At 34.1% G+C, this 13,294-nt stretch carries 10 protein-coding genes; 1 reads left to right on the top strand and 9 read right to left on the bottom strand.

Annotation, left to right across the window (positions count from 1 at the left end):
- Positions 1-61: 61 nt before the first annotated feature.
- From ruvB to OZP08_RS06025, 9 genes are all read right to left on the bottom strand, one after another.
- Positions 62-1,084, bottom strand: coding sequence for a Holliday junction branch migration DNA helicase RuvB (ruvB, locus tag OZP08_RS06065; RefSeq protein ID WP_268848765.1), 1,023 nt, complete (start codon positions 1,082-1,084; stop codon positions 62-64).
- An 80-nt stretch (positions 1,085-1,164) separates the two neighbouring features.
- A complete protein-coding gene (locus OZP08_RS06060) occupies positions 1,165-2,961 on the bottom strand; it encodes a cytochrome c oxidase subunit I (RefSeq protein WP_281323228.1) in 1,797 nt (598 codons plus the stop codon).
- Positions 2,962-2,989: 28 nt separating this feature from the next.
- The gene (locus OZP08_RS06055) at positions 2,990-4,147 is read right to left on the bottom strand and encodes a cytochrome c oxidase subunit II (RefSeq protein WP_268848763.1); all 1,158 of its coding nucleotides are present in this window, start codon (positions 4,145-4,147) and stop codon (positions 2,990-2,992) included.
- A gap of 19 nt (positions 4,148-4,166) precedes the next feature.
- On the bottom strand, positions 4,167-5,495 hold the full coding sequence (locus tag OZP08_RS06050; protein WP_281323227.1) for a quinol:cytochrome C oxidoreductase: 1,329 nt from the start codon (positions 5,493-5,495) through the stop codon (positions 4,167-4,169).
- Between the two features lie 30 nt (positions 5,496-5,525).
- A complete protein-coding gene (locus tag OZP08_RS06045) occupies positions 5,526-6,074 on the bottom strand; it encodes a c-type cytochrome (protein WP_268848762.1) in 549 nt (182 codons plus the stop codon).
- Between the two features lie 8 nt (positions 6,075-6,082).
- Positions 6,083-6,607, bottom strand: a complete 525-nt coding sequence (locus tag OZP08_RS06040) for a DUF3341 domain-containing protein (RefSeq protein ID WP_281323226.1) — start codon at positions 6,605-6,607, stop codon at positions 6,083-6,085.
- A complete protein-coding gene (nrfD, locus tag OZP08_RS06035; RefSeq protein ID WP_268848761.1) occupies positions 6,600-8,000 on the bottom strand; it encodes an NrfD/PsrC family molybdoenzyme membrane anchor subunit in 1,401 nt (466 codons plus the stop codon). Before nrfD ends, OZP08_RS06040 begins: the two co-directional genes overlap by 8 nt.
- A 36-nt stretch (positions 8,001-8,036) precedes the next feature.
- Positions 8,037-11,087 carry a TAT-variant-translocated molybdopterin oxidoreductase gene (locus OZP08_RS06030; protein ID WP_268848760.1) on the bottom strand — a complete coding sequence of 1,017 codons (3,051 nt, stop codon included), beginning with the start codon at positions 11,085-11,087 and terminating at the stop codon, positions 8,037-8,039.
- Positions 11,088-11,195: 108 nt separating this feature from the next.
- Positions 11,196-12,539, bottom strand: a complete 1,344-nt coding sequence (locus OZP08_RS06025) for a cytochrome c3 family protein (protein WP_268848759.1) — start codon at positions 12,537-12,539, stop codon at positions 11,196-11,198.
- Between the two features lie 217 nt (positions 12,540-12,756).
- Between OZP08_RS06025 and OZP08_RS06020 the strand changes: the two genes are divergently transcribed.
- Complete coding sequence (locus OZP08_RS06020) at positions 12,757-13,146, top strand: SPOR domain-containing protein (RefSeq protein WP_268848758.1); 390 nt, start codon at positions 12,757-12,759, stop codon at positions 13,144-13,146.
- The last annotated feature ends 148 nt before the right edge of the window (positions 13,147-13,294 follow it).

Raw genomic sequence — 13,294 nt, 5'->3', positions numbered from 1 at the left:
GAATTTCATTTATAAAATATTCTCTTTCTCATTCCTTTTATTTAGGAATAACATCATACAATTAGAACAAACCACCTTGAATGTTTGTTCTAATTTTCCCTAAATGTTTATAGGCCTTATCTGTTACTTCACGTCCTCTTGGTGTTCTCATAATAAATCCTTCTTGAATCAAGAAAGGTTCATAAACCTCTTCGATAGTTTCACTACTTTCGGATACAGCTGTGGCCAATGTAGTAAGACCAACTGGACCACCTTTAAATTTCTCGATAATAGTATTCAAAATCTTATTATCCATCTCATCCAATCCATGAGCATCGACATTAAGTGCCTTCAAGGCATATCGAGCAATTTCAATATCAATTTTACCGTTCCCTTTTATTTGAGCAAAATCACGAACACGTCTCAATAAAGCATTTGCAATACGAGGTGTTCCTCTACTCCTACCTGCTATTTCAATGGCAGCTTCCATAGTTATAGGCATTTTAAAAATAGAAGCACTCCTCTCAACAATAGTTGTTAAAAGTTCAGTTGTATAATATTGTAATCGTGATGAAATACCAAAACGAGCACGCATAGGTGCTGTTAAAAGTCCTGAGCGAGTGGTAGCACCAATGAGTGTAAAAGGATTTAGATTGATTTGAACCGTTCTCGCATTTGGCCCTGATTCAATCATAATATCGATCTTAAAATCTTCCATTGCCGAATATAGATATTCTTCAACTATGGGACTCAAACGATGAATTTCATCAATAAACAATACATCTCTTTCGCCCAAATTAGTAAGCAATCCAGCAAGATCACCAGGTTTATCCAAAACTGGTCCTGACGTTATTTTAATACCAACTTGCAGTTCATTTGCAAGAATATTTGCCAGTGTGGTTTTTCCAAGACCTGGAGGCCCATGAAAAAGGGTATGATCTAAAGCATCATTACGCTGATTGGCAGCCGCAACAAAAACTTTAAGATTTTCCAAGACTTGATCTTGCCCAGCAAAATCGCTAAAAGACAAAGGTCTCAATCTTTTTTCGATATCGAGTTCTTCAGAGCTGAAGTTATTATTTGTTGGATCTAAGTTTGCATTCATTGGATAAAGATAAAAAAAGTAATCATTCTATAAAAAAAATGCCTTTCAAGATTGAAAGGCATTTATATAATTTTGAGATATTAGTGATGTAATACTACTTCACCTTCTTTCATTGGTACGGTTTGTGGTACAAAATCCTCTTCGTGACCAGGATTACTGTAATCATAAGGCCAACGGTGTACGTGAGGAATTTCTCCTGGCCAGTTACCATGAATGTGCTCAACTGGTGTAGTCCACTCAAGAGTATTTGATTTCCATGGATTTTGAACTGCTTTTTTACCGTAGAAAATACTAGTAAAGAAGTTATACAAAAATACTAATTGGAAAGCTCCACCAATTAAGGCGAAAGTTGTAATCAATACGTTCACATTTTGCAAATCATCGAACAATGGGAAGTTTGTATTTGTATAATAACGTCTTGGTAAACCAGCTAATCCGATAAAGTGCATTGGGAAGAATACACCATAAGCACAGATTGCAGTTACCCAAAAGTGTACATAACCTAAGTTTTTGTTCAACATTCTTCCGAACATTTTAGGGAACCAGTGGTAAATACCAGCAAACATTCCATAAAGAGCAGAAATACCCATTACTAAGTGGAAGTGAGCAACTACGAAATAAGTATCGTGAACGTTGATATCTAATGTACTATCCCCAAGAATAATCCCTGTTAAACCTCCAGTGATGAAAGTAGAAACCAAACCAATTGAGAACAACATAGCTGGATTCATTTGAAGATTACCTTTCCAAAGAGTAGTAATATAGTTAAATGCTTTTACAGCAGATGGAATCGCAATCAACAATGTTGTAAAGGTAAATACAGAACCTAAAAATGGATTCATACCTGAAATAAACATGTGGTGACCCCATACAATTGTAGATAAAAATGCAATTGCAATAATTGACATGATCATCGCTCTGTAACCAAAGATTGGTTTACGAGAGTTTGTTGCAATAATTTCTGAAGTAATACCTAATGCAGGTAAGATTACGATGTAAACCTCAGGGTGCCCCAAGAACCAGAACAAGTGCTCAAAAAGAACTGGCGAACCTCCTTGGTAATGTAATACTTCACCAGCAATATAAATATCAGACAAAAAGAAAGAAGTTCCGAAGCTTCTATCAAAAATCAACAATAAAGCTGCAGATAATAATACTGGGAAAGAAACAATACCAATAATTGCAGTAATAAAGAAAGCCCAAATTGTAAGTGGCAATCTTGTCATAGACATTCCTTTTGTTCTAAGATTAATTACTGTAACTACATAATTCAAAGATCCCATTAAAGATGAAGCAATGAATACAGCCATAGAAACCAACCATAAAGTCATTCCCAATCCAGAACCAGAAATAGCTTGTGGTAAAGCACTCAAAGGAGGATAAATTGTCCAACCAGCATTTGCAGGTCCTGACTCAATAAATAAAGAACATACCATGATTACACTTGACAAGAAGAATAACCAATAAGAGATCATATTCATAAAACCGGAAGCCATATCTCGAGCTCCAATTTGCAATGGAATAAGTAAATTACTAAAAGTTCCACTTAATCCTGCTGTCAACACAAAGAATACCATTATGGTACCATGTATAGTAACCAAAGACAAGTAAATATCATTAGCCATAACTCCGTTTGGAGCCCATTTATCACCAAGTAATATATTGAAAATCTTGAAAGACTCCTCTGGCCAAGCCAATTGCATTCTAAAAAGCAAAGACATAGTTACACCAATTACTCCCATAATAATACCTGTTATCAGATATTGTTTGGCAATCATTTTATGATCAATACTAAAAATATATTTAGTAATGAAAGTGTCTTTATGGTGGTGTTCGTGTTCGTGATCTAGTCCGTGATCGTGACCTTCTGCTGACATATATTTATACTTTAAATTTTCTTAATAATTATTTCATCGCTATTTTAGCAACAGCTGCAGTATCTTTTGATTTAGTAGAATCAGATTTAACCCCACCTTCAACTGGTTCTGGAGTAGCATTTGCAGCTTTAACTTCACTAACCAAAGTTGCTTTGTCACTCAACCATTTTTTGTAATCTTCTGGTGTATCTACTACAACTTTCATTTGCATGTTATAATGAGATGCTCCACAAATTTTATTACATAATAATAAATAATCAAAAGTGTAAGGATCTAAAGCAGCTTCACCTTTAGCAACAAGCTCAACGCTTTTCTTAGATCTTATAGCGTTTATTTTAGCTACTTTTTCAACCATATATGGCATAGCTTGATATTCTGCAGTAGTATAAATTGGAGTAAAAGCGAATTCAGTTACCATACCTGGAACACAGTTCATTTGAGCTCTAAAATAAGGGAAATAAGCAGAGTGTAAAACATCTTGAGAACGCATTTTGAAATGCACCTTTTTCCCTTTTGGAATATGCAATTCTGAAACTACGATATCATCTTGAGCATATGGATCTGATAAATCAACACCTAAAGTATTAACTCCTTCAATCAATCTCACATTAGCTTTACCTAAAACATTATCAGCACCAGCGTATCTTGCAGTCCATTTAAATTGTTGAGCGTATAACTCAACTACAATTGTATCATCATCTTCATCAACAAACATAATGTTTGTCCAAGCATAAAGACCGTAAAGAATCAAACCAGCCAAAACAACAGCAGGGATAACACTCCAAATTGCTTCCAACTTATTGTTATCAGCGAAGTATAACGCTTTTTGATCTTTCTTACCTCTATATTTAAAAGCAAAATAATGTAACAATACCTGAGTAATAGCCTGAACTATAAATATTAATACCCAAGTAATATTCATCAGACCATCGATAAGAGCACCATGTTCTGAAGCTGGTGTATGAAGAACTAAAGATCCCCAAGTAAATACACCGTAAATTGTAAAAATATAGATGAAAGCTAAAAAACCAAACATCAAATATCCTTGCACATTGTTATCATCATTGGTTGCAACTTGAGAATTGTCCGAACTCGAACCAACTTGAGTTAGATCGAATATCTTCGTCAATTGCCATAAAGCAACAGCCAATAAAACTAAAACTATAATTACCAACAAACTTGTCATCTGTTTATCTCTTTAAATATTAATAATGAAAATGTTTACTCTCTTCTATATAAGGATTTCTTTTTGGTAATAAAGGAGCTTTAGTTAATGCTGTGAAGACAACAAAAATAAATAATCCAAGAAAGAATAAAACTGATGCAATTTCTGAAACACCAATAAACCAACTACTTCCAACTGTACCAGGCATAATCATATTAAAGAAGTCAACATAGTGACCTAATAATATCACAATACCAGCCATAACTAAAACCCAAGTAATTCGTTTAAAATCAGTATTAATTAAAATTAAAACCGGGAATAAGAAGTTCATAACAACAGCACCAAAGAAAGGTAAGTTATAAACTTGAATTCTTGTTATGAAATAAGTAATCTCCTCAGGAATATTAGCATACCATATTAACATAAATTGAGAGAACCATAAGTAAGTCCAAAATACACTAATACCAAACATAAACTTAGCTAAATCATGAATATGGCTAGAATTTACATTTTCTAAATATCCTCTTGATTTTAAGTATATAGTAACCATTGCAATCATGGTGATACCACTTACGAAGAAACTAGCAAATACGTACCATCCAAACAAAGTACTAAACCAGTGTGGATCGATTGACATAATCCAGTCCCAAGACATAATAGATTCTGAAACGATAAAGAAAACTAAGAATCCAGCAGAATAATTAAAATTCTTTTTGTAAAAGCTATTGTCATTTGACTCATCTTGAGCTAAACAATTTTTTCTTGAAAAATGACGGTACAAGTTCCATCCCAACAAAAATACTACAGCTCTAACAATCCAAAAAGGAAAGTTCAAGTAACCTGATTTTGTTTGAATAATTTCATCATGTTTTACTACTTCAGGATCTAACCAAATAAACAAATGGTTAAAGTGTAAGCCACAAAGTACTAATATGATGAAGAAAATTACAGAACCTACAGGTAAGTAAGCCGTAATCCCTTGCATAACTCTAAATAATACAGGAGACCAACCTGCTTGTGCTACTTGTTGAATAGCATAAAATGCTAATGTTCCCAAAGAAAGCAACATAAAAAATATACAAGCCACATATAATGCAGACCATGGTTTATTTTTTAATTGGTGCAAAACATGAGTTAAGTGCTCATTGTGTTCAGCATCTGCTTTAACTTTTGATTCTGCAGAAACCGCGTGTGCTCCTTCAGATTCACTACTAGCTTCATGATGACTACCATGAGCATCTGCAGCGAGTATTTTTTCAACTTCTTGAATGTCTTTAGGTGCAGTTAAAAAACCATATCCAATTCCTAAAAGACCAACGGCCATTAAGACTAAAGAAAAAGTTTTTAATTTACTTGAAAATGTATACATATCTATTACGATCAGTTAGTTCAACAATTATTATTGTGCTTTTAGTTTAAGAACATAGTCAGCAACCAACCAACGTTCGTGAGCACTCATTTGATTAGCATGTGAACCCATAGCATTTAAACCATAAGTCTCAACAAAGAAAATACTTCCTTCAGTAATTTCTCTGTCTTTATAGTTAGGAACACCAAGAAATTTTTCTCTTTCAACTAATTTACCTTTACCATCTCCAGCTGCACCATGACAACTAATACAATAGATTTCAAATAATTCTTTTCCTTTATCTGAATTTCTATCTAGTGAATCTAAAGGAGATTTCAAGTTAGCTTTTGCTAACGCATATCCTTCTGGAGTATTTTCATATTCAAAAGGCTCAAAACCTCTATTTATAGTACCAACAGCTGGAAGTTGACCTTCTTTACCGTTTTTAAATACATCGACTGGCGACGCAGAGTACGTTTCAGCACTCACCGCTTCATACATATTTGGAAAATATTGATAATTTGGGTTAGCATCGTTATGACATGATGCAACTAAAATCATTAAACCAAATAAAAGTGTTATTTTATATAAACTTTTCATATCTATAATTAATGCTTATCGATTACTTTAACTTCTACTGCACCAGTACCTTCAAAAAAAGAAATCAATTCTTCTTCATTGTTATTAACAGCTACTTCCATCAAAAAGTGGTCGTCTGTTGTTCTTACATCCGGATTTTCAGCTTCTTTAAAAGGCCACAATCTACTTCTCATATAAAAAGTAATTACCATTAAGTGAGCAGCAAAAAATACAGTCTCTTCAAACATAATAGGCACAAAAGATGGCATATTATCAATATAACTAAAACTTGGTTTACCACCAATATCTTGAGGCCAATCTTGAATCATAATAAAATTCATCATCCAAGTTCCAAAAGACAATCCACACAAACCATATATAAAAGCGCAAATTGCTAATCTAGTTGGTGCAAGTCCCATTGCTTTATCCAATCCGTGAACTGGAAAAGGGGTAAAAACTTCTTCAATATGATGATGAGCCGCACGTGTTTTTTTTACGGCATCCATCAAAATATCATCGTCATTATAAATGGCGTATATAACTTTATTACTCATGATGTGAATTTTTATTAGCTCTTTCTTTAATATAATTTTCTCCAGTAGCTTTCAATATAGTTTTAACCTCGGCTTGTGCTATAACAGGGAATGTTCTAGCGTACAATAAGAAAAGTACAAAGAAGAAACCTATTGTTCCGATGAAAATACCAATATCAACAAATGTAGGAGAGAACATTGTCCATGAAGATGGTAAATAATCTCTATGTAAAGAAGTAACGATAATTACAAATCTTTCAAACCACATTCCAATATTTACAACAATTGAAATAATGAAAGAAAACATAATACTTGTTCTTAATTTTTTGAACCACATGAACTGTGGAGAAAATACGTTACAAGTCATCATTGCCCAATATGCCCACCAGTAAGGTCCAGTAGCTCTATTTAAAAATGCATATTGTTCATATTCTACTCCTGAATACCAAGCGATGAATAACTCAGTAATATAAGCAACACCAACTATAGATCCAGTAATCATGATTACTATATTCATCAATTCGATATGTTGAATTGTGATGTAAGCTTCAAGGTTAGAAACTTTTCTCATAATGATAAGCAACGTATTTACCATTGCGAATCCTGAGAATACCGCTCCAGCAACGAAGTATGGAGGGAAAATTGTAGTATGCCATCCTGGAATAACAGAAGTAGCAAAGTCCATCGATACGATAGTATGTACAGAAAGTACAAGTGGAGTTGCAAGACCTGCAAGAACTAATGAAACTTCTTCGAAACGTTGCCAATCTTTAGCTCTACCGCTCCATCCAAAACTTAGTATAGAATAAATTCTTTTGTTGAAAGGTGTGATAGCTCTATCACGTAACATTGCAAAGTCAGGTAATAAACCAGTCCACCAGAAAACTAATGACACTGAAAGATAAGTTGAAATCGCGAATACGTCCCAAAGTAATGGAGAGTTAAAATTCACCCAAAGAGATCCGAACTGGTTTGGAATTGGTAATACCCAATATGCTAACCATGGACGTCCCATGTGAATAATTGGGAATAAACCTGCCTGAATTACAGAGAAGATTGTCATCGCCTCTGCAGAACGGTTAATCGCCATTCTCCATCGTTGACGGAATAATAAAAGTACAGCAGAGATAAGAGTTCCTGCGTGACCAATACCAACCCACCAAACGAAGTTAGTAATATCCCAAGCCCAACCTACTGTTTTGTTTAATCCCCAAGTACCAATACCTGTAGACACTGTGTATATAATACAGCCTAATCCCCAAAGGAAAGCTGTTAATGCAATTGTAAATACAATCCACCATTGTTTATTTGCTTTACCTTCTATAGGTGCGGCTACATCAACAGTTATATCGTGATAAGACTTATCACCTATAACTAAGGGTTTTCTAATGGCTGCTTCGTAGTGAGACGACATAATCCTTTATTTGATTCTTAATTAATAATTTTTGTACTAGGTATTTCTAACTTTAACGTGATATACAACATTTGGTCTTGTACCAACATGCTCTAATAAATGATAACTTCTTTCGTCTTCTGCTAATTTAGTAACAGCAGCTTCTTTATCATTCACGTCTCCAAATACCATTGCTCCACTAGAACAAGCATTTGAACAAGCTGTTTGGAATTCACCATCTTTTACAGTTCTTCCTTCGTTTTTAGCTTTCAAAATAGTCGCTTGTGTCATTTGAATACACATAGAACATTTCTCCATTACTCCACGAGAGCGAACGTTTACATCTGGATTTAAAACCATACGTCCTAGATCATCATTCATATGATAATCAAATTCACTGTTTTTGTTGTATAAGAACCAGTTGAAACGACGTACTTTATAAGGACAGTTGTTAGCACAGTAACGAGTACCAACACATCTGTTATAAGCCATTTGGTTTTGGCCTTGACGACCGTGTGAAGTTGCAGCAACAGGACAAACAGTCTCACAAGGAGCGTGATTACAATGTTGACACATTACTGGTTGGAAAGAAACTTGTGGATTATCTCCAGCTTTTTCCATTTCATTGAAAGTAGATAATGAACTAGACAATCCAGCGATATTCTCACTTCTTTCGTTGTCTCCTTCAAATGTACTTTCAGAAGAATAATATCTATCAATACGCAACCAGTGCATATCTCTACTTCTTCTTACTTCTGATTTACCTACTACAGGAACGTTGTTTTCAGCGTGACATGCAATTACACAAGCACCACATCCTGTACAAGCATTCAAATCAATAGATAAATTAAAATGATGTCCTGTAGAACGATCGAATGAACCCCATAAATCTACAGTTGTAGTTTTTACTTCTTTATGATCTAAAGAAACTTCTGGTTTTTCATTCCATATCTCAGCATCTTTGGTATTGAATATCTCTAAAGAAGTTTCTTTAATAATATCACCTCTACCCATCAATGTTTTCTGACCTTGAACACAAGCAAATTCGTGCTCTCCTTTTGCTTTTTCAATTGTAACAGACTGTACACTATTGAATCCAGCATATATAGCGTAAGCATTAATACCTACCTGCATTTCTTCTTTCAAAGCAGCTTTGCGACCATATCCTAAAGCCATACCAACTGTACCAACAGCTTGACCTGGTTGAACAATTACAGGAACGTTTTCTAATTTTACACCGTTAACAGTCAAATTAGCATAACTACCGTTCAAACCACCGTTAGCAACAATTTCATTAGTTAAATTCCATTTCTTAGCATCAGCATTAGAAACAGTAACATAATTATCCCAAGAAACTCTTGTCAATGGATCTGGAAACTCTTGTAACCATGGATTATTAGCTTGTTGACCATCTCCCATACCTGTTTTAGTATATAATACTAATTCGGTAGTAACTGGTTTAGCTTGAGCCAAAGCATTTGCTGCCCCACTATAATCAGCAGTACCAGCGCTTGCAGCAGGAATTGCCCCTACAAAAACTCCATCATGTAAAACTTTATTCCATGTTGTACCTGCAATTATTGAAGATGAAAATGCTTTCAAGTAATCGTAGTAAGTTCCAGGAATACCGTTTAAAGACAATAAAATATCTTGAAATTGTTTTGTATTAAATAATGGACGTATAGTAGGTTGAGTAATACTATAAGTTCCTTTTGTTAATGCTAAATCACCCCAAGCTTCCAAATAATGAGGAACTGGCGCAGCAATTGTAGCTAACGAAGCTGTTTCGTCTTCTTTAAGAGACAATGAAACCGATGTTTTAACCTTTTTCAATCCTTCAACAAATGATTTACTATCTGCTAAAGTATAAACTGGGTTAACACCACTCATGATTAAAGTATGAACACTTCCTGCATTCATATCTTTTACTAATTGAGCTACTTTTTCATTAGATCCTTTACGGATTTGTCTTGTACCAGAAGTAGTAAAAGCTTCACTAGTCAATACTTGATTGATAGCTAAAACCAATAATTGAGCATTTTTATCTTGAATACCAGACACAAGAAGGCCTTTTGAACCAGCTGCTTTTAATTGTTGAGCCGCTTTTGTAACTTCTGCTTTATAAGCTGCATCTAAATTAGTTGCAACAGATGATCCGGTAATAATATTATAAATAAGAACTAATGCTTGTTTTTGATTAGCAGTTGACATCGCAACACGCTTATCAGCAGCAGCACCAGATAAAGTCATATTAGCTTCTAATTGGAAATGACGAGACATTTTTCCGTTTTTCGGAATTCTACCTTGTGCATAACCAGTATCATATCCTCCACCTTGCCAATCTCCAAGGAAATCAGCTCCAACAGAAACGATTAAAGAGGCTTTTGAAAAATCATAATCTACTAAAGCTCTTTCTCCATAAACAGTTTCAAAAGCATCTAAAGCTTCTGAAGAAGAAACAGCATCATATATTACATGTTTAGCATTAGGATTTTTAGCAACAAAATCAGCAATTAATCTTTCAGTAGATGGGCTTGCTAATGTGTTTGTCAATAACACTACTTGACCTCCTTTTGCTTTAGCATCAACAATACTAGATTTTATTTTTGAATCAACCGTTGACCAAGCAGCATTTTTACCATCTAACTTAGGCTCTTTCAAACGCATACTATCATATAATGATAATATCGAAGCATGAACTCTAGCATTAGCAGCAAATTTTGCTCCAGCGATAGTATTATTTTCAATTTTGATTGGACGACCTTCACGGGTTTTTACCAAAAGGTTTGCAAAATCAAAACCATCAAAAACAGAAGTTGCATAATAATCTGCTACTCCAGGAATAATTTGTTCAGGTTGTAACACGTAAGGAATCGACAAATGCACGGGACCTTCACAAGCAGCAAGAGATGCTGCCGCTGTACTAAAACCAACGTACTTTAAAAAGTCACGACGTGTAGTTGAAGAAGAAGACAAAGCCGCTTCATTTCCTAAAAACTCATCAGTAGGAATTTCTTCAACAAATTCGTTATTTCTAAGCGCCTCAACAATAGAACTATTTCCGTCTAGCTCTTCAACACTTTTCCAGTATTTTTTGTTTGATGACATATTATATATAAATATTAATCTTAATAATTTCTTTTTAGTTTCAAGTTTATTTTGCTTCAAGTTTCAAGTTATAATAATTACAACTTGAAACTTAAGACTTTAAACCTTTTAGTAGTGACATTTACCGCATTCTAATCCACCCATTTGAGCAGCGGTCAATTTATCTACACCATATTTTTTAGAAAGCTCTTCATGAATCTTAGTATAGTATTCATTTCCTTCCATTTTAACATCTGTTTTTCTATGACAGTTTACACACCATCCCATTGTTAATGGAGAGAATTGTTTCATAATCTCAAACTCTTGAACAGGTCCATGACATGTTTGACACTCTATACCCGCAACAGTAACGTGTTGAGAGTGGTTAAAGTAAACAAAATCAGGAAGATTATGAATACGAACCCATTTTACAGGCTCAGTTTTTCCTGTATACGATTGTGAAGCAGCATCCCAACCCACAGCTTTATATAGCTTTTGAATTTGAGCATCGTAAAAAGCTTTACTGTACTCTGGCGTAGCTGTAGTTTCAGCAACTTCGCTAATACTTTTATGACAGTTCATACAAACATTCAATGAAGGAATACCTGCAGTTTTACTTACACGAGCAGCTGAGTGACAATATTTACAGTTAATCTCGTTATCTCCTGCGTGAATCTTATGTGAGTAATGTATAGGCTGAATTGGCTGATAATTTTGATCAACTCCAACCTGCATAAAGAAACCATATACGAAATAAGCTCCAGACAACAACATTAATATTGCAGCTACCAAAACTAAAAACTGGTTCTTAACAAAAGCTTTCCAGATTGGCATTGATGGTTCTTTTGAAGCAACTTCAATACCGTTAGCCAAAGCAACTTTTCTTAAAACTTTGTTAACTAAAACCAACATTACAATAAGTATTGCCATTACCAATGACAAAGCACCTAATATCACATTATTAGAAATACCTCCTTCTTGCGAAGCATCTTTTGCAGTAGCAGCAGTACCAGCCGCCGGTGTTGCAGCAGCAGCATCAGCTTTTGGCTCAGAAGTATAAGCTATAATATTATCAATATCCCCTTCAGACAATTGAGGAAAACTTGTCATAGGGATTTTATTGTTTTCTTCAAAAACTTTTACAGCGGCAGCATCGCCAGATTTAATCAAATCAGAACTATTATGAACCCACTTGTATATCCAAGAAATATCATGTCTTGAAATAACATCTCTTAGTGCTGGCCCAGTAGATTTAGCATCTAATTTGTGACATGCAGCACAATTTGCATTAAAAAGTTCTTTACCTTTTGCAGCATCACCACCACCTGTAGCAGCAGCTGGAGCAGCTGAAGTTGTAGCATCTGCAGCAGGGGCTGCATCTTGCGCAAAAGAAGTTAAGGAAACACTTAACATTAACGCTAAGCTTAAGATTAATTTCCTTGAAATCGAATTATGGTTACCCACCTTTTCCATATAGTATAATGATTATCTACTAAAACTTACCCGTTTATTGCATATAAATATTAAACAACAAACGAATCTATATTTTAAAATTTCGACAAAAATACGACTTAAGAACTATTCTCAAAACTTAAAATAATCTTAATTATAATTTATATTTAATCTAAATAAGGTTTCTAACTTTCATTTACTCATTAAATGCTATTTTTGCATTATAAACAATCACATTATGAGAATTTTAAGAACCCTAAAATCACTGTCTCTCTGCACAATCCTATTTTTTTGCAGTAATAGCCTAAAAGCACAAAACCAAAATTTGACCGTAAATCAAGACCCAAAATTCGAACAACTGTTAAACGAAAAAAGAAAAATAAATTCCAATTTACCTTACACAGACCGTTACAAAATTCAAATATTTAATGGCTCAAGTGAAACTGCCAAAAAAACCTTAAATGAATTCAAACAAGAATTCAAAAACATAGACGGGACTATAATCTTTAACACTCCAAATTATAAAGTTTGGGTTGGTAATTTTAGGACAAGAATGGAAGCCGAACGCAATCTTGTCGATATCCGAAAAAAATACAAAACCGTATTTTTAATCAAGCCGAGTAAATAAAAAAAGAGCCATTTTGAATTTAAAATTCAAAATGGCTCTTTTTTTATTTACTATCATTTATGTAAACTAACATCATTTTTCAGCAAATTTTCTGCAATTTACATTTTTTTTAATCATAAAAGTATTTATACACCAATTATAACAAGAA

The organism is Flavobacterium aestivum (assembly GCF_026870175.2).
GTDB classification, from domain to species: domain Bacteria; phylum Bacteroidota; class Bacteroidia; order Flavobacteriales; family Flavobacteriaceae; genus Flavobacterium; species Flavobacterium aestivum.
The sequence above is the reverse complement of the archived record's forward strand: the minus strand, read 5'-3'. Positions and strand labels throughout refer to the sequence as shown.